The sequence below is a fragment of the Cellulomonas triticagri genome (assembly GCF_003696205.1).
Classification (GTDB): domain Bacteria; phylum Actinomycetota; class Actinomycetes; order Actinomycetales; family Cellulomonadaceae; genus Cellulomonas; species Cellulomonas triticagri.
Window position 1 is genome coordinate 1 of the sequence record NZ_RFFI01000094.1, and the last position, 17297, is coordinate 17297.

At 75.4% G+C, this 17297-nt stretch carries 15 protein-coding genes and 1 pseudogene; 7 read left to right on the top strand and 9 right to left on the bottom strand.

What is annotated here, in order from left to right; genetic code table 11:
* From EBM89_RS21870 to EBM89_RS15155, 6 genes and pseudogenes are all read left to right on the top strand, one after another.
* Positions 1-745: cupin domain-containing protein (locus tag EBM89_RS21870; RefSeq protein WP_500778888.1), on the top strand; the 745-nt coding region annotated here is incomplete at its 5' end.
* A gap of 29 nt (positions 746-774) precedes the next feature.
* A pseudogene (locus tag EBM89_RS22195) lies at positions 775-2136 on the top strand (alpha-amylase family glycosyl hydrolase); the annotation flags it as partial.
* A 333-nt stretch (positions 2137-2469) separates the two neighbouring features.
* Positions 2470-3954 carry a phosphomannomutase/phosphoglucomutase gene (locus EBM89_RS22200; protein WP_233571773.1) on the top strand — a complete coding sequence of 495 codons (1485 nt, stop codon included), beginning with the start codon at positions 2470-2472 and terminating at the stop codon, positions 3952-3954.
* Positions 3954-4157: a Trm112 family protein gene (locus EBM89_RS15145; protein ID WP_122150371.1), complete on the top strand. Its 204-nt coding sequence runs from the start codon at positions 3954-3956 to the stop codon at positions 4155-4157. Before EBM89_RS22200 ends, EBM89_RS15145 begins: the two co-directional genes overlap by 1 nt.
* Before the next feature lie 85 nt (positions 4158-4242).
* The gene (locus tag EBM89_RS15150; RefSeq protein ID WP_122150373.1) at positions 4243-5166 is read left to right on the top strand and encodes a cation diffusion facilitator family transporter; all 924 of its coding nucleotides are present in this window, start codon (positions 4243-4245) and stop codon (positions 5164-5166) included.
* A gap of 180 nt (positions 5167-5346) precedes the next feature.
* A complete protein-coding gene (locus EBM89_RS15155; protein ID WP_122150375.1) occupies positions 5347-6294 on the top strand; it encodes a DUF3800 domain-containing protein in 948 nt (315 codons plus the stop codon).
* Here the strand turns inward: EBM89_RS15155 and EBM89_RS15160 are convergent.
* The 9 genes from EBM89_RS15160 to EBM89_RS15200 form a co-directional block, all read right to left on the bottom strand.
* On the bottom strand, positions 6198-7430 hold the full coding sequence (locus EBM89_RS15160; RefSeq protein WP_122150377.1) for an MFS transporter: 1233 nt from the start codon (positions 7428-7430) through the stop codon (positions 6198-6200). The two genes, EBM89_RS15155 and EBM89_RS15160, sit on opposite strands and share 97 nt — an antisense overlap.
* The gene (locus EBM89_RS15165; RefSeq protein WP_122150379.1) at positions 7427-8758 is read right to left on the bottom strand and encodes an allophanate hydrolase; all 1332 of its coding nucleotides are present in this window, start codon (positions 8756-8758) and stop codon (positions 7427-7429) included. The genes EBM89_RS15160 and EBM89_RS15165 overlap by 4 nt, the downstream gene beginning before the upstream one ends.
* The gene (locus EBM89_RS15170) at positions 8755-9429 is read right to left on the bottom strand and encodes an urea amidolyase associated protein UAAP2 (RefSeq protein WP_122150381.1); all 675 of its coding nucleotides are present in this window, start codon (positions 9427-9429) and stop codon (positions 8755-8757) included. The genes EBM89_RS15165 and EBM89_RS15170 overlap by 4 nt, the downstream gene beginning before the upstream one ends.
* Positions 9430-9431: 2 nt before the next feature.
* Positions 9432-10268, bottom strand: a complete 837-nt coding sequence (locus EBM89_RS15175; RefSeq protein ID WP_122150383.1) for an urea amidolyase associated protein UAAP1 — start codon at positions 10266-10268, stop codon at positions 9432-9434.
* Positions 10269-10279: 11 nt separating this feature from the next.
* Positions 10280-10918: a cysteine hydrolase family protein gene (locus tag EBM89_RS15180; RefSeq protein ID WP_122150385.1), complete on the bottom strand. Its 639-nt coding sequence runs from the start codon at positions 10916-10918 to the stop codon at positions 10280-10282.
* Positions 10919-10977: 59 nt separating this feature from the next.
* On the bottom strand, positions 10978-11970 hold the full coding sequence (locus EBM89_RS15185) for an ABC transporter permease (RefSeq protein ID WP_199732153.1): 993 nt from the start codon (positions 11968-11970) through the stop codon (positions 10978-10980).
* A 49-nt stretch (positions 11971-12019) separates the two neighbouring features.
* Complete coding sequence (locus EBM89_RS15190) at positions 12020-12919, bottom strand: ABC transporter permease (protein ID WP_122150389.1); 900 nt, start codon at positions 12917-12919, stop codon at positions 12020-12022.
* Positions 12916-14679 (bottom strand): ATP-binding cassette domain-containing protein, encoded by a 1764-nt coding sequence (locus EBM89_RS15195; RefSeq protein ID WP_122150391.1) that lies wholly within the window; start codon positions 14677-14679, stop codon positions 12916-12918. The genes EBM89_RS15190 and EBM89_RS15195 overlap by 4 nt, the downstream gene beginning before the upstream one ends.
* A gap of 88 nt (positions 14680-14767) precedes the next feature.
* Complete coding sequence (locus EBM89_RS15200; RefSeq protein ID WP_122150393.1) at positions 14768-16348, bottom strand: ABC transporter substrate-binding protein; 1581 nt, start codon at positions 16346-16348, stop codon at positions 14768-14770.
* Between the two features lie 253 nt (positions 16349-16601).
* Here EBM89_RS15200 and EBM89_RS15205 point away from each other — a divergent pair.
* The coding region (locus tag EBM89_RS15205; RefSeq protein ID WP_147463571.1) for an amidohydrolase family protein at positions 16602-17297 on the top strand (696 nt) is incomplete at its 3' end.

Consider the following 17297-nt stretch of genomic DNA (forward strand, 5'->3'; position numbering starts at 1 on the left):
GGCCGAGGACCGGCTGCGGCGCGGGCTGCGCCGGGTGCTCGACCTGCCCGACGCGGCGGTGCGCGGCGCGACGGCCGGGCTCGCCCGCCCCGGGGCCGTCGGCGTCGTCGACCGGGACCCCGACCCGTACCGGGTCGCCGCGCACCTGGCGTCCCACGCACCCGGAGACCCGGGGGTGCTGGCCTCGCTGCTGCTGCACCCGGTGCTGCTCGCCCCGGGCGAGGCGCTCGCCGTCGCCGCGGGGGTGCCGCACTGCTACGTCGCCGGGACCGGGCTGGAGGTCATGGCCGCGTCGGACAACGTGCTGCGCGCCGGGCTCACCGACAAGCTCGTCGACGTGGACGAGCTGCTCGGCGCGCTCGCCGCCACGCCGGCCGGCCCGCGGGTGCTGCGACCGGTGTCGACCGAGCCGGCGGCCGGGATCGCCGTGCGTGCCTACGCGACCGGGGACGCCGAGGCGGCGCTCGCGGTGGTCGACGTCGACGTCGCGGAGCCGGTCGCCCTCCTCGCGGCCGCGGGCGCGTCCGACGACGGTCCCCGCACGGTGGTCGGGCTGTCCGGTGCCGTCGGGATCGGCACCGGCGCGGGTCGGCGCGGCGTCGGGGCGGGGGAGTCGGTGCTGGTCCCGGACGAGGACGGGCCGCTGACGCTCGTCGGCCGCGGCACCGTCGCCGTCGTGGGCGTGCCCGGGGACCGCGGTCAGGAGCGCGCGCCCCGCCCCACGTCGCGAGGTGGTGCCGCGTGACCTGGTGGCGGGACGCCGTCGTCTACGAGGTGTACCCCCGCTCGTTCGCCGACGGCGACGGCGACGGGGTGGGGGACCTCCGGGGCCTGCTGGGCCGGCTCGACCACCTGGCGTGGCTCGGCGTCGGTGCGTTGTGGCTCTGCCCGGTGTACCCGTCGCCGCAGCGGGACCACGGCTACGACGTCGCCGCGTACGACGACGTCGACCCGGTGTTCGGCACGCTCGCCGACCTCGACGCCGTCGTCGCGGCGGCGCACGCGCGCGGCATCCGCGTCGTGCTCGACGTCGTGCTCAACCACACGTCGGACGCCCACCCGTGGCTGCGGGACCACCCCGAGCGCTACGTGTGGCGGCCGCCGCGCCCCGGGTTCCGGGGCGGGGAGCCCGGGGCCGAGCCGACCAACTGGGGCGCCGCGTTCGGCGGCTCCGCGTGGACCTGGGACCCCGGCCGCGGCCGGTACCGGCTCGGGCTGTTCTCGCCGTGGCAGCCGGACCTCGACTGGTCCCGGCCCGACGTGCGCGCGGCGGCGGCCGACGTGCTGCGGTTCTGGCGGGCGCGCGGGGTCGACGGGTTCCGCCTCGACGTCATCACCCTCGTGGCCAAGCCCGACGTGCTGCGCGACGGCCCGGTCCGGCCCGGCGCGCGGTACGCGGACGGCGTCGCGCTGTGCGTCGACGGCCCGGCGCTCGTGGACCACGTGCGCGGGCTCCGGGACGCCTGCGGCGACGCGCTGCTGATCGGCGAGGCACCCGGCGTCACGCCGGCGTCGGCGGCCCGGCTCACGGCGCAGGGCGGGCTCGACATGGTGCTGCAGTTCGAGCACGCCGAGCTGGACCGGTGGCCGGAGCGGTGGCGCCGACGCCCGCTCGACCTCCGGGACCTCAAGAGGTGGGCCCGTCGCTGGCAGGACCCGGGAGCGGGGTGGCCCGCGCTGTTCCTCGGCAACCACGACCAGGCCCGCGTCGCGTCCCGGTACGGCGACCCGGGGCGGTGGCACTCGCGGTCGGCCGCCACCTGGGCGGTCGTGCTGCACGCGCACCGGGGCACGCCGTTCCTGTTCCAGGGCGACGAGATCGCGATGACCAACCGGCCGCTCGCCGGGCCCGACGACCTCGTCGACGTCGAGGGCCGCGCGGTGCTCGCCGAGGCGGTGGCGGGCGGCGCCGACCCCGAGGAGGTGCTCGACGGGCTGCGCGCGCTGGGCCGCGACCACGCGCGGGTGCCGGTGTCCTGGGACGGCGGACCGCACGGCGGGTTCACCACCGGCACGCCCTGGACGCCCGCCCACCCGGAGGCGCCGCACCGCAACGTCGCGGCGGAGCGCGCGGACCGGTCGTCGGTCCTGCACGTGCACCGCGACCTCGTCGCGCTCCGTCGCGCCGAGCCCGCCCTCGTGGACGGCGACGTCACCGTGCTGCTCCCGGACGACCCCGTGGTGTACGCCCTGCGGCGCCGGCTGGGGCGCACCGAGCTGCTGCTCGTCGCCAGCACCACCGCCGACCCGCACCCGTGGCCCGCCGCCGTCGACCCCGCGCCCTGGGCGGGGGCGCAGGTGCTGCTCACCACCGCACGGGTCGCGGCCGACGGCGACCCGGCACCCGACCCCGCGACCGCGCCGACCGCGCCGACCGCCCCGACCGCCCCGACCGCGCCGCTCGCGCCGTGGGAGGCGCGCCTCCTGCGGCGGTTCCACCCCCCGACCCCGACCAGCAGGACCGACCCGATGGGATACCGTGACGCCGTGACCGAGACGTCCTCCACGCTGCCTGACCTGACCGGCCTCATCAAGGCGTACGACGTCCGGGGCACCGTCCCCGACCAGCTGAACGCCGAGGTGGCCCGTGCCATCGGCGCCGCGTTCGCCGACGTCGTGGTGCTCCCCGAGGTGCGCGACGGCGCCACCCCCCGCGTCGTGATCGGCAACGACATGCGCCCGTCCGGCCCCGAGCTGGTCGCGGCGTTCGCCGACGGCCTCGCCACGCGCGGCGTCGACGTCGTGACGATCGGCCTGTGCTCCACGGACGGCCTGTACTTCGCCTCCGGCACGCTCGACATCCCCGGGGCGATGTTCACCGCGAGCCACAACCCCGCCGAGTACAACGGCATCAAGCTCTGCCGCGCGGGCGCCCGCCCGGTCGGCCAGGACTCCGGCCTGTCGCGGGTGCGCGACCTCGCCGCGGAGTACCTGCGCGACGGCGTGACCACCGCCGAGGGCGTCACCCCCGGCACCGTGACCGAGCAGGACCTGCTGGTCGCGTACGCCGAGTTCCTGCGCGGCCTGGTCGACCTGTCCGGCATCCGCCCGCTCAAGGTCGTCGTCGACGCGGGCAACGGCATGGGCGGCTTCACCGCCCCGGCCGTGCTCGGCACCGGCGCGGGCCTCGCGGCGCTGCCGCTGGAGGTCGTGCCGCTGTACTTCGAGCTCGACGGCACGTTCCCGAACCACGAGGCGAACCCGCTCGAGCCCGCCAACCTGGTGGACCTGCAGAAGGCCGTGGTCGAGCACGGCGCGGACATCGGCCTGGCGTTCGACGGCGACGCGGACCGCTGCTTCGTCGTGGACGAGAACGGCGACCCGGTCAGCCCGTCCGCGATCACCGCGCTGGTCGGTCTGCGCGAGATCGCCCGGGAGCAGGCCGCGGGCCGCACCCCGACGGTGATCCACAACCTCATCACCTCGATGGTCGTCCCCGACCTGGTGACCGCGGCGGGCGCGAAGGCCGTCCGCACCCGGGTGGGCCACTCGTTCATCAAGGCGCAGATGGCGGAGTCGGACGCCGTGTTCGGCGGCGAGCACTCCGCGCACTACTACTTCCGCGACTTCTTCTTCGCGGACACCGGCATGCTCGCCGCGCTGCACGTGCTCGCGGCGCTCGGCGGCCAGCCGCACGCCCTGTCGGCCCTGGCCGAGCAGTACCAGCCGTACGTGGCCTCCGGCGAGATCAACTCGACCGTCACCGACGTCCCCGCCGCCCGCGCGCGCGTGGTCGAGGCGTACGTCGAGCAGCAGGGCGCCGGTCCGGTCACGGTGGACGAGCTCGACGGCCTGACGGTGTCGCACTGGGACGGCCACCCGCAGTGGTGGTTCAACCTGCGCGCGTCCAACACCGAGCCGCTGCTGCGCCTGAACGTCGAGGCGGCGGACGAGGACATCATGGTCAAGGTCCGCGACGACGTGCTCGCGCTCGTCCGGCAGCAGGAGGCGTGATGACGGAGCCCACCGGCACCACCGGCCTCGCCCCCTGGGTGCGGGACCTGCTGCGCTGCCCCGTGACCGGGGCGACCCTGGTCGACGGCGTCGGCCCGGGCGGCGCGCCCGAGCTCGTCTCCACCGACCCGGAGCGTCCCCTCGCGTACCCCGTGCGCGACGGCATCCCCGTGCTGCTCGCCGACGAGGCCCGCCAGGTCTAGAGTCACCGCTCGGACCGGCTCGCGCGGTCCCCGCACCGCCCGCCCGGCGGGTCGGTGCGGCGGCCGCACGGAAGGACCAGCACGCATGGCGCACGGAGGCGGGAACAAGGCGATCATCGCCGCCCTGTCGGCCAACCTCGGGATCGCGGTGACGAAGTTCGTCGCGTTCCTGCTGACGTCGTCCAGCTCGATGCTGGCCGAGGCGGTGCACTCCGTCGCCGACTCCGGCAACCAGGTGCTGCTGCTGCTCGGCGGTCGGCGCGCCCGGCGGGCGGCCGACGAGCAGCACCCGTTCGGCTACGGGCGCGAGCGGTACATGTACGCGTTCATCGTGTCGATCGTGCTGTTCAGCCTCGGTGGCCTGTTCGCGCTGTACGAGGCGTGGCACAAGCTCGCCGACCCGCACCCCATCGAGTCCTGGCACTGGGTGCCGGTCGTCGTGCTGCTCGCGGCGATCGTCATGGAGGGGCTGTCGTTCCGCACGGCGATCCGCGAGGCCAACCACACCCGCGGCAAGCAGGGCTGGGTGTCGTACATCCGCACCGCGAAGGCGCCCGAGCTGCCCGTGGTGCTGCTGGAGGACTTCGGCGCGCTCATCGGTCTCGTGCTGGCGCTGTTCGGCGTCTCGATGACGCTGGTCACCCACGACGGCCGCTGGGACGCCGTCGGGTCCGCCGCCATCGGCGTGCTGCTCGTCCTCATCGCCGTGGTGCTGGCGGTCGAGACCAAGAGCCTGCTGCTGGGGGAGTCCGCCACCCGTCGCGACGTGGACGCGATCCGCGCGGCGCTGGTCGGGGTGGGCGTGCCGTCCGTCATCCACCTGCGCACCCTGCACCTCGGCCCCGAGGAGCTGCTGGTCGCCGCCAAGATCGAGATCGAGGCGACGTCCAGCGCGGCGGATGTGGCGGCGGCCATCGACGCCGCCGAGCAGCGGGTGCGCGCGGCGGTGCCGATCGCCCGCGTGATCTACCTGGAGCCGGACCTCCGGCACGCGACCCCGGCGTCGTGAGCGTGCCGTCAACTCGGGGTTGACGCCAGTGATCTCGTCCCGGCATCCCTGAGGGAGCCGAGAGGACCGCCAACGCGGTACCGATCTCCAGGGTGAGACTGCCCACGCGGTGCTCACATCGGAGACTCGGCGTCATGGAGGGCCTGGCTTCGGCCGGGCCCTTCGTCGTTCCCGGGACCGATGGAGCTGCCCGTGTACCTGCTGTTCGTCGACGAGTCCGGGACGCACGGCGGGAGCCCGGTCTTCGTCCTGGGTGGTGCCGCCATCCACGAGGACGACGCGCACCGCCTGCAGCGTCAGCTCGACGACCTGGTGATCGCCCACCTGGGTCGGGTCCCGCCGAACCTCGACGAGTACGAGCTCCACGCGGGCGAGATGCGCAACGCGAAGAAGCCGCCGCGAGCCGATCTGCGCGCCAGCGTCTGGGCGAGCGTGCCGCGTGCGGACCGTCTCGCCCTGCTCGCGGCCGCGTACGACGTCATCGTGTCGTTCCGGCCGACCGATCCCGACCTCCCGCTCGCCTTGTTCGGGGTGGCGGTGGACGCCCGGTTCCGCGCAGCCGAGTCGCAGGCGACGCGTGAGCAGTTCGCGTACGAGGTGCTGCTCAACAAGTTCGACCTCATGCTGATGAAGGCCCGCGTGGAGCGAGGCAAGCCGAATTGCGGCCTGGTCATCCACGACCGACGGGTGGTGGTCGAGCGCGACATCCAGAGCTGGACGTCGGAGTGGCGGACCGCGGCTGGCAACGTGGGGCAGCTGCGCAACCTCGCCGATGTCCCGCTGTTCGCGGACTCGCGGGCCACGCGCCTGCTGCAGGTAGCCGACCTGATCAGCTACGCCATGTTCCGCCAGTACTCCGCGGAGCGCCCGGACGGTGTGGTCGAGCAGCTGTGGCCGGTGTTCCACACCGACAAGGGTGTGACGCACGGCTGCGTGCACTTCACGCCCTCGTACGGCCAGGGGGAGTGCACCTGTCGCCCGTGCGAGCAGCGGCTGCTGGCGGAGGCCGCCGTCGGGGCGCGGCGAGCGGGTCAGACCGCCGCGACCGCCGGGCGGCGCGCGAGCAGCGCGACCACCAGCACCGCGACCAGCATGACCGCGGCCGCGGCGACCCCGAGGCTGGCGTAGCCGGGGCCGGCGACGACCCAGCCGCCGACGAGCGCCCCGATGCCGGTGCCGAGCGAGATGATCGAGGAGTTCAGCGCGACGACGAGCTGCCCGTGCCGCCCGGCGAGGGTCAGCAGGACGTTCTGCAGCGGGGAGTTCATCGCCCACGCCGCGAAGCCCCAGAGCGCGAACACCCCGAGCGCGGTCCACGGGGTCGCGGTCGCGGGGGTGAGCAGCAGCAGCGCGACCGTGGACACCGACAGGGCGAGGACGATGCTGCGGGCCGCGCCGAACCGGTCGGCGAGCCGCCCACCGACGACGTTGCCCGCGACGCCCGCGATCCCGTAGGCCAGCAGCACGGCGCTGAGCAGCGCACCGGTGAGCCCGCCGAGGTCGGTGAGCAGCGGCGAGGAGTACGTCTGCACCATGAGGGCGGACGCGGTCTCGAGCATGGACACCAGCAGGGTCAGCCCGACCAGCACGGGCAGCGTGCGGCGGTGCCCGACCGGTCCGACCGGCCCTGCCGCCGCGACCTCGGGACCCGGCTCGGCACCCGGCACCGGCGCCGGGGCGCGGACCAGCAGCAGGACGCTCGCCAGGGCGACGAGCGCGAGCGCCGCGACCAGCACGTACACGCCCCGGTACCCGAGGACCGGGCCGAGCAGGTTGCCCGCGGGGGCGCCGAGCACGGTCGCGGTGGTGAGCCCCCCGAAGACGGTGGCGACGGCCCGCCCCCGCTGCCCCGGGGGTGCGAAGCGCGCGGCGAGCACCGTCGCGGTCGGCGTGAACCCGCCCGCGGCGACGGCGGACAGCCCGCGCAGCACGGCCACGGCGGTGTACGTGGTCGCGAGTGCGGTGCCGAGGGACGCGAGCGCGAACAGCGCCAGCGCCACGGCCATGAGCACCCGGCGCGGCACCCGGCCGACCACCAGCGTCAGCAGGGGCGTGGAGATCGCGTAGGTGAACCCGTAGACGCTGACCAGCGTCCCGACCTGGGACACCGAGATGTCGAGGTCGGCGGACACGCTGGGCACGAGCCCGGCCATGACGTACGAGCCGAACCCGATCGCGAAGGTCCCGGTCGCCATCGGCCACAGCCGCGCCCGCCGGGCGGCCACGGGGGCGTCGGGCACCTCGGGCGCGGCGGTGGCGCTCACGCCGGGACCGCGACGGCGGGGGCGTCGAGCACCGCCCACGCCTCCGGCCCGGCGAGCGCGAGCACCCGCCCGGCGAGGTCCGCGGCGGCGGCGTCCGCGAACGCCCGGGTCAGGACGGTGACCCCGACCCGCTCCCCGGGCACCCCGGCGTCGACCGGGACGGCGACGGCCGCGTACCCGAACAGGTTGCAGAAGTTCGTGTAGGTCCCGAGCCGGGAGTTCACGGCCACGGGTGCGGCGGCGACCTCGGCGAGCGTGGGGTGGTGGGTGGTCGTCGGGAGGAGCAGCGCGTCGGCGTCGCCGAGGGCGGTCTCGGCGACGAGCCGCAGCTCGGCGAGGGTGACCAGGTCGGCGGCGTACCGGTGCGCGGGCAGGGTGCCCGCGGCGCGGATGATCCCGGCGACGACGGGGTCCAGCCCCGCGGGGTCGGCGTCGACGAGCGTCCCGACGGCGGCGTACCGCTCGGCGACGAAGGCGCCGTCGTACAGCAGCCGCGCGGCGGCGAGGAACGGGGTGAGGTCGATCTCGCGCACCGTCCACCCGGCATCGCGCAGCACCGCCACCTGGTGGTCGAACGCCGCGCGCCACAGCGGGTCGAGCGCGTCGAGGTCGGCGGCGCGCGGCACGGCGAGCACCGGCTCGGCGGGGGCCGCGACATCGGCCCCGGCGGGCACCGCCCGGGCCAGGGCGTCGACGCCGTCCGGGCCCGCCATCAGGTCGACGGCGAGGGTGGCGAGCGGCAGGTCGCGGGCGAGCACGCTCACGCAGTCCAGGGACCGGCAGGCGGGCAGCACGCCGGTGGTGGGGATCAGCCCGGAGGTGGGCTTGACGCCGATGACGCCGTTCAGCGCGGCGGGGACCCGCCCGGACCCGGCGGTGTCCGTGCCGAGCGCGAGGTCCACGATCCCGAGGGCGACGGCGACGGCGGACCCGGAGGACGAGCCGCCGGAGATCCGGTCGGGGTGCCCGGCGGCGCGCACGGCGCCGTACGGGCTGCGGGTGCCGACGAGCCCGGTGGCGAACTGGTCGAGGTTGGTCTTGCCGAGCACGACGGCGCCCGCGGCGCGCAGCCGGGCGACGGCGGTGGCGTCGACGTCGGGCGTCCACGCGATGCCGGGGCAGGCGGCGGTGGTCGGCAGCCCGGCGACGTCGATGTTGTCCTTCACGGCCAGCAGCCGCCCGAGCAGCGGCAGGTCGGCGCCCGCCGCCGCGCGGGCGTCCTGGGCGCGGACGTCCGCCTCGACGTCCGCCCGGGGGCGCAGGTGCACCCACACCTCCGGGCGGTCGACCTCGGCGATCCGGGCGTAGGCCGCCGCGACGGTGCTCACGCGGCGTCCTCGGTGATGATCATCCGCACCGGGGTGGGGTCGAACCCGTTGCACGGGTTGTTGATCTGCGGGCAGTTGGACACGAGCACGAGGACGTCGCGCTCGGCGCGCAGGGTCAGCGACAGCCCCGGCGAGGAGAGGCCGTCGACGATGCCGAGGGCGCCGTCCGCCTCGACGGGCACGTTCATGTACCAGTTGATGTTCGACACCAGGTCGCGCTTGCCGAGCCCGTGCAGCGCGCCCTCGGCGAGGAAGTTCTCGACGCAGGCGTGCTGGTGCACGGTGTGGTGCCCGTACCGCAGGGAGTTGGACTCCTTGGAGCAGGCGCCGCCGATGGTGTCGTGCCGGCCGACCTCGTCGTGCTCCAGCGTCATGAGGGCCTCGCCGGTCCCGGCGCGCAGCACGGAGCCGGTGACGAGGTACACGTTGCGCTGCGCGGCGATGGTGTCGGACGCGGAGTACCGGACGGTGGTGTCGTGGGCGTCGTAGAGCAGGCAGTCGACGGCCTGGTTGCCCTCCAGGTCCACGATGGTCAGGGCCTGCCCGGCGCGGACGACGGCGGACCACGCGGACCGGCGGGGGACGACCTGGTCGAGGACGACCCGGGCGCCCGCGAGGCGCGCGGGCACGGCGTCGGTCGCCGGGGTCGGCGAGGTGGGGGCGATGCGCATGGTCACAGTCCTCTCGCGCGGGCGTAGTCGGTGGTGTTGGCGTAGGCGCGGGCGGCCTCGGGCCCGGCGGTCGCGGCGGGGTCGTCGAGGTCGGCGGGCGCGCCGCGCCAGGCCCGGACCTGCAGCGGCGTCGAGGTGTACTCCGGCCGCGGGTCGACGGGGTGCGGGACGTTGGCGAGCAGCACGAGGCACGGCAGCTCGAGGCGCAGCCGCACGCGGCCCCCGGCCCCGGCGGAGCCGGTGAACTCCGTGGTGCCGTCGGCGGCGACCCGCACGCCCTGGAAGAACGACAGGCTCGGCGGCACGTCGCGTGCCCCCAGGCCCTGCTTGAGCGCGGCGAGGACCAGCAGCTCCCGCCCGGCGGGGGTGCCGCCCTGCGGGGAGCCGTCGCCGTACCGGGCCTCGTTGGCGACCTTCGAGGAGGTGCCGCAGAACGTGTCGTGCCGCCCGGAGGTGTCCTCGACGACGGTCGCGAGCACGCGGCCCCGGTCGGACAGCAGCATCGACCCCGCGCCGAGGTACGCCTGCCACTGGATCTTGACGGTGTCGGCGACGTTCAGCCGCTCGTCGGGCTGCGCGGCGTTGACCAGGACGAGGTGCGCGCAGGCGTCGCCGTCGAGGTCGGTGAGGTCGAGCACGGTGCCGCGCGCCAGGGCGAGGGTCGTGTAGTTCCCGCCCGCGACGGTCTCGGCGTGCAGCCGGTCGGCGGGGGCGACGTCGTCGGGCCACCCGGGGGCGCCCGCGGCGGGCACGGTCGGCATGGTGTCGACGACCGTGCCGCCCTGGGCGCGCGCGTGGTCGCGGGCGCCCAGGGGCGAGGCGGTGGAGATGCTGGTCATCGCGGGTCCTCTCAGAGCGTCGGGGCGGTGGCGAGCGCGCGCTGCACCTCGGGGTTGGGCTCGGCGGTCGCGAGCCAGTCCTGCACCTCGGCGGCGGTGACGAGCGCGTCGCGCTGCAGGTAGTCGATGGCGCGCAGCGCGGCGTCGTGCGCCTCCTGCGTCGAGCCGCCGACGGCGTCGGTGACGACCCGCACCCGGTAGTCGTGCTGGTGCGCGTCGACCGCGGTGTAGTGGATGCAGACGTCCGTGAGGCCGCCGATGAGGATGACGGTGTCGGCCTGGTACGCCTTGAGCACGATCTCCAGCTCGGTGCCGAAGAACGCCGAGTACCGGCGCTTGCGGATCAGGAACTCGTCGGGGCGCGGGTCGAGGCCCTGGGCGAGCTCGGTCTCCGGCCAGCCCTCGACGCAGTGCGGGCCCTCGGCGCCGTCGAGCTCGCGCCCGATGTCGATGAGCGAGGGCTTGTGCACCTCCTGGATCCACACGACGGGGATGCCCTGCTCGCGGCACGTCGCGATCATCTGCCGCACGCGCGGCGCCCGCTCGGTGCGACCCGGCATGTAGGGGATCTCGGTGCGGGACTCGGCGCGCTCGACGTCGCCGCCCTGGATGTCGACGACGATGAGCACGGCGTTGCCGGTGACGTTCATGGGTGGTTCCTTCCGGGTGGTGCAGGGGTGCGGAGGTGCGTGGGTGGGCGCGACCGCGCTCAGGTGAGCGCGATGCGCCGGTCGGCGGCGGCCTGCAGGCAGTCGACGACGGTGTTGAGCAGGACGTAGACGACGCCGAGCAGCAGGGCGACGCCCGCGATGGCGGGGAAGTCGGAGGCCGCCACGGACTTGTCGAGGTAGGACCCGACGCCGGGCCAGTCGAAGATCTTCTCGACCACGACCAGACCGGCCAGGAGCATGCCCGCCTGGATGCCGACCATCGACAGGGTCGGGCCGAGGGAGTTGCGCACCGCGTGCCGGGCGAGCACCTGCCGCTCGCTCATCCCGGCGGCGCGGGCGGTGCGGGCGTGGTCGGCGGCCATGTTCGCCTTCAGCCCGTCGACCAGCACGCGGCCGATGGCGACGGCGGGGGAGATCGCGGCGCACAGCGCGGGCAGCGCGAGGTGCGTCACCGCGTCCCCGGCGACGTCGAACCGGCCGGCGAGCAGGCCGTCCAGCACCAGGAACCCGGTGGGTCCGGCGGGCGCGTCCCGCAGCCCGGTGCGGCCGCCGGACGGCAGCCAGCCGAGGTTGCCGTAGAACACCAGCAGCGCGACCATGCCGAGCAGGAACGTCGGGGCGGCGGCGCCGCTGAGCAGCACCACCCGCACGACGCCCGCGCCGCGCCAGCGCAGCGTGGTCAGCGCGGCGAACGCGACGCCGAGCAGGAGGGCGATGCCCAGCACCCACGCGGCGAGCTCCAGGCTGGCGGGCAGCACCTGCGCGAGGTTGTCCGCGACGGGGGTGCGGCTGCGCAGGGAGTTCTGCAGGTCGCCGTGCAGCACGCCGTCCAGGTAGGTCAGGTAGCGCTGCACCAGGGGCTCGTCGAGCCCGAGGCGCTCCCGGGCGGCGGCCACGGCGTCGGCGGAGGCGTTCGCGCCGACGTACGCCTTGGCGGGGTCGACGCCGCTGACCTCCTGCAGGCCGAACAGCGCCATCGTGAGCGCCAGCAGGACGGCCAGCATCGCGGCGACCCGCTTGATCAGGAACATCACCACGGCCGGACCTCCTGGGGGCGACGCGGACGGACGGGGGAGCGCATCAGCGGCCGCGCATGAGGTCGCGGACGCCGTCCCCGGCGAGGTTGGCGGCCAGCGCGATGACCAGCACCGCGAGGCCCGGGAAGATCGGCACCCACCACGCCTGGAGCAGGTAGGCCATGCCCTGCGCGGCCATCGCGCCGAGCTCCGGGGCGGGCGCGGGCGAGGACAGGCCGATGAACGACAGGCCCGAAAGCGCGACGACCAGGCCGCCGACGTCGAGGCTGGCGGCGACGACCACGGTGGAGCGCACGCCGGGCAGCAGGTGCCGGGTGACGCGCAGCCCCCACGGCGTCCCCGCGAGGCGCGCCGCCTCCAGGTGCGGGCGGGCGGCCCACGCGCGGACCTCGCCGCGCACCAGCCGGGCGTACAGCGGCCACCAGACCACCGCGACGCCGACCAGCGCGGACGTGAACGACGCGCCGAGCGCCGCGGCCACGGCCATCGCGATGACCAGGCCGGGCAGCGCGAGGAACAGGTCCGTGGTGCGCATCAGCAGGGCGTCCACCCAGCCGGGCAGGGCGCCCGCGAGCAGGCCGACCAGCCCGCCGACCAGCACGCCGGAGGCGATGACGATCGCCGCGGCGACGAGGCTGGACCGCATGCCGTACAGCAGGCGGGACAGGATGTCGTAGCCGAGCGCGTCGGTGCCGAGCAGGTGCTCCGGGCTCAGCGGCGGCAGGAACGCCTCGCCGCTGCGCAGGATCGGGGAGTGCGGCGCGAGCACCGGTGCGGCCAGCGCCACGGCGACGATGAGCGCCAGCACGCCGATGGCGACGAGGTCGACGCCGAGGGCGCGGTGCCGGACGGCCGTGACGCGGGCCCAGCGACGGGCGGCGCGCGTGGTGGCGCCACCGGGGGAGACGGCGAGGTCGGCGGCGATCGTCTGGGGTGAGGTCATGCGAGGGCTCCCGTCGGGGTGGCGACGCGGTCGCGGCGGTGCTGCGGGCCGGGGATCGCGCCCAGCAGCGTGCGGGTGTACTCGTGCCGCGGGCGCTCGCAGACGTCGTCGGTCGCGCCGACCTCGACGATCCGGCCCTCGCGCATGACGGCGATCCGGTCGGCGACGATCCGCGCGGCCGCGAGGTCGTGCGTCACGAACAGCACCGACATCCCGAGCTCGCGGCGCAGCCGCCCGATGAGGTTGAGCACCGTCGCCGCGAGGGACACGTCGAGCGCGCTGGTGGGCTCGTCGCACAGCAGCACCGTCGGCGGCACGATCACCGCGCGGGCCAGCGCCACGCGCTGCCGCTGCCCGCCCGACAGCTGGTCGCCGCGGGCGCGCGCCGTCTCGGGCGGCAGGCCCACGGTGCGCAGGGCGTCGAGCACCCGCTCGGTGCGCTGCTCGCGGGACATCCCGGTGACGTGCGACCGCAGCCGCTCGTCCAGCATCGTGCCGACCCGCAGCCACGGCGTGAGCGAGGACCCGGCGTCCTGGAACACCATCTGCGGGCGGGCGCCCGCGGCGACGACGACCTGGCCGGAGGTGGTGGACTCCAGCCCGGCGACGACGCGCAGCAGCGTGGACTTGCCGCAGCCGGACTCGCCGACCAGCGCGACCGACTCCCCGGCGCGGACCTCCAGGTCCACCCCGCGCAGCGCGGGCAGCTCGCGGCGGCGCCACGGCGGCCCGGAGCGGAACACCCGGTGCACGTCGCGGACGGTGACGGCGGCGTGCTCGCGCAGCGCCACGGGCGGCCAGATCTCCGGCAGCCCCGGGGTCGGTGCGCCGGGCGCGAGGTCCAGCACGCCGTCGGCCCCGACGGCCACGTCGTCGTCGGCGGTCACGGCAGTCGACGTGCCCGGCGCCGCCGGCGGTGGAGCCGATGCCGAGGGCGCGCCCGCGCCCGAGGTGACCGGCATCGCCGCCAGCGGGCGGTCCCGCGGCGTGCGCAGGTCGATCCGGGACCGCAGCAGGTTCTGGGTGTACGGGTGCGTCGGGTGCTCGAAGACCTCGTCGACGCCCGCGGACTCGACGACCCGGCCGTGCTGCATGACCGCGATCCGGTCGCAGACCTGCGCGGCGACGCCGAGGTCGTGGGTGACGAACACGACCGCGCAGCCGATCTCCTCGCGGAGGGTGAGCAGCAGGTCGAGGATCTGCGCCTGCACGGTCACGTCCAGGGCGGTCGTGGGCTCGTCCGCGAGGATCAGGGACGGGCGGCGGGCGACGGCCAGCGCGATCATCACGCGCTGGCGCAGGCCGCCGGAGAGCTGGTGCGGGTACGCCTTCAGGCGGTCGGCGGCGCGGGGGATGCCGACGTCCTCCAGCAGGGACAGCGCGTGCGCCCGGTCGCGGGTGACCTCGCCGAGCTGGCGGCCGATGGTCATCGTGGGGTCGAGCGACGTCATCGGGTCCTGGAACACCGCACCCACGTGCTGGCGGCGGGCGGCCCGCCGCACCGCGTCCGGGGCGCCGATCATGTCGGTGCCCGCCAGGTCCACGGACCCGGAGACGACGGGGCGGGCGGACGCGGGCAGCAGGCCCATGACCGACAGCCCGAGGATGCTCTTGCCCGACCCGGACCCGCCGACCAGGCCGAGCACCTCGCCGGGGGCGACGCTCAGGTCGACGCCGCGGACGGCGTGCACGGTCTCGCCGTCCCGGGTGAGCCGGACGTCGAGGCCCTCGACGCGCAGCACGGGCGCGGTGGCGGACATGGGGTCTCCGTTCGAGAGAGCGGGTGGAGGTGGAGCCCGGGGCGGGGCGGATCACTGGCCCCGCCCCGGGGTCTCGGGTGGCGCGGGGTCAGCCCCGGCCGAGGGCCGCGAAGTGCAGCACGTCGTACTCGAGGACGTTCTGCGCCTCCTGCGTGCCGGTGACCTCCGGCGTGGTGAGCAGGGTGGTGTTCAGCGAGCCGATCGAGTACCAGTAGCGCGTGGCGTTGATCGCGTCGGCCGCCGCGGCGTACGCGGAGACGTCCTCGCTGGCGCGGGCGGTGTCGAGCAGGTCCGTCAGGCCCGGCACCTCGGCGCCGAACAGGTCCAGGCCGCCCGCGGGGGTGTAGATGATGCTGGCCCAGGCGTCCGGGTGCCCGGCGTCGGGGAACACCGAGAACACGGCCAGGTCGGGACCCGCGGCGCCCTCGTCGGCGATGCCGTAGATGGTGCCCGCGGAGTACGCGACGGCCTCGGCGGGGATGCCCGCCGTGCTCAGCCGCGAGCCGAGCTCCTCGGCGACGGCCTTGCCGTCCGCGCTGGACCCGGCGTACGCGATGCGCACGGTGCCCGACTCCGGCGTGCCCAGCGCGTCCCACGCGCCCGCGTCGTACGTGATGCCCTGGTCGTCGATGCTCGCGTCGACCATGCCCTGCGGGAACAGCTGGTCGGTCGGGACCTCCAGGCTGCCCATGGCCTCGTCGATGATCGACTCCTTGTCGATCCCGGCGAACAGCGCCTCGCGGTCGGCGACGTCGGCCAGCCAGGACGACTGCGGGTTCACGTAGACCATCTGGGTCGTGAAGTTCGCGAACGTCGACGTGGTGACGTCCTCGCTGCCCGCGAACGACTCGAAGGACGTCTTGTTCAGGTTGCCGAGGATCGCGTCGATCTCCCCGCGCTCCAGCTGCAGCTGGGCCGAGGACGCGTTCTCCGCGATCTGCAGCTCGACCGAGGTGAGCTCCGGGGCGTCGCCCCAGTAGCCGTCGTACGCGGTGAGCGTGTAGCGCTCGCCCGTCTCGGCGCCCGTGAGCTCGTACGGGCCGGTGCCGGCGTCGTGCGTCGTCAGGTAGGTCTGGGCGAAGTCGTCGCCGGCCTCGTCCGCGAGCACGGTCGGGCTGATGAGCTTCACGCCGAACGGGGACGCCAGGTAGTCGAGGAACGCGGCGTTCGGGGCGGCCAGCGTCACGACGGCGGTGAGGTCGTCCGGGGTCTCCACCGAGACGACGTCGCCGACCATGTACGCCGGGCCGGAGTCGACCTGGGTGCGGCGCTCGAACGACGCCGCGACCGCCTCGGAGGTGAGCGCGGTGCCGTCGTGGAAGGTGACGCCGTCGCGCAGCGTGAACGTGTAGGTCAGGCCGTCCTCGGAGACGGTCCACTCCTCGGCGAGCTCCGGGACGATCGTCGGCGTCTCGACGCCGTCCTGGTAGGCCACCAGGCCCTCGTAGGTGTTCTCGATGATGTTGAGGCCGGGGCCGTCGTAGTTCACGTCCGGGTCCGGGGGCGTGGTGTAGCCGGTGAGCATCACGGCGACGAAGGTGTCGTCACCGCCGCCGGTGCTGCTCACGGTCCCGGACTGCCCGCAGGCGGTCAGGGCCAGCAGTCCGGCGACGACGGCTGCGGCGGCGCTCGCGGTGCGCGTGCGCCGGCGGGTGGGGCTGGTGCTCATGCTCGGGGCCTCTCGGTCACAGGGGGCGGCGGGCGGGGAGGGGTCGCGGCGCCGGGGGAGGTGCGGAGGTGCGGGAGGTGCTGGCGGTGCTGGCCGTGCGGGGGACAGGGCGCGGTGCGCATTACCTGTCGGTGACCGGAAAAGTAGACCCGGGGCGTTGCCGCCGGGTTGCGCCGTGTTGCGGCGACGTAAAATCTGTCTGTGACAGGTAATGGGCTAGCCTGACGTCTCCCCGACCCCCAGGAGCGCCACCGTGACCGACCTGCTGCTGCGCGACGTCCGCCTGATCGACGGCACCGGAGCCGCGCCCCGCGCGCACGTGGACGTGCTCGTCGCCGGGGGAGTCGTCACCGAGGTCGCGCCGACGGGCACGCTCGCGGCGGCGTCGGATCCCGACCCCGCGCGGCTGCGGGTGGTCGAGGGGGCGGGGCGCACGCTGCTGCCCGGGTTCCTCGACTGCCACGTGCACGTCAGCACGCTGCCCGGCGGCGACACCCTCGACACCGTCCTCGCCCCGGAGTCGCTGCTCACGCTGCGGTCCGTGCCGCACCTGTCCGCCACCCTCGACGCCGGGATCACCACCGCGCGCGACCTCGCGGGCGCCGACTCCGGGTTCCGCGACGCCGTCGAGCAGCGCCTCGTGCGCGGGCCCCGCCTCCAGGTCGCCATCCGCATCCTGTCCATCACCGGCGGGCACGGGGACTGGCGCACCATCGAGGGCGTCGCCCTCGACACCGGGCCCGGCGCGGGCGCCGTCGCGGACTCGCCCGCCGAGTTCGTGCGCGCCGTCCGCGAGGTGCTGCGCCAGGGCGCCGACTGGGTCAAGGTCGCCGCCACGGGCGGCATGGGCAGCCCGCGCAGCCACCCCGAGTCCGGCGGGCTGTCCGAGCCCGAGCTGCGCGCCGTCGTCGCCGAGGCCGACCGGCACGGCGGCGTCGGCGTCGCCGCG

Coding starts and splice junctions, on each gene's coding strand:
- EBM89_RS15195 (WP_122150391.1), bottom strand. CDS start 14,679: ATGTCCGCCACCGCGCCCGTGCTGCGCGTCGAGGGCCTCGACGTCCGG.
- EBM89_RS22200 (WP_233571773.1), top strand. CDS start 2,470: ATGGGATACCGTGACGCCGTGACCGAGACGTCCTCCACGCTGCCTGAC.
- EBM89_RS15200 (WP_122150393.1), bottom strand. CDS start 16,348: ATGAGCACCAGCCCCACCCGCCGGCGCACGCGCACCGCGAGCGCCGCC.
- EBM89_RS15180 (WP_122150385.1), bottom strand. CDS start 10,918: ATGAACGTCACCGGCAACGCCGTGCTCATCGTCGTCGACATCCAGGGC.
- EBM89_RS15145 (WP_122150371.1), top strand. CDS start 3,954: ATGACGGAGCCCACCGGCACCACCGGCCTCGCCCCCTGGGTGCGGGAC.
- EBM89_RS15175 (WP_122150383.1), bottom strand. CDS start 10,268: ATGACCAGCATCTCCACCGCCTCGCCCCTGGGCGCCCGCGACCACGCG.
- EBM89_RS15150 (WP_122150373.1), top strand. CDS start 4,243: ATGGCGCACGGAGGCGGGAACAAGGCGATCATCGCCGCCCTGTCGGCC.
- EBM89_RS15155 (WP_122150375.1), top strand. CDS start 5,347: ATGGAGCTGCCCGTGTACCTGCTGTTCGTCGACGAGTCCGGGACGCAC.
- EBM89_RS15170 (WP_122150381.1), bottom strand. CDS start 9,429: ATGCGCATCGCCCCCACCTCGCCGACCCCGGCGACCGACGCCGTGCCC.
- EBM89_RS15190 (WP_122150389.1), bottom strand. CDS start 12,919: ATGACCTCACCCCAGACGATCGCCGCCGACCTCGCCGTCTCCCCCGGT.
- EBM89_RS15185 (WP_199732153.1), bottom strand. CDS start 11,970: ATGTTCCTGATCAAGCGGGTCGCCGCGATGCTGGCCGTCCTGCTGGCG.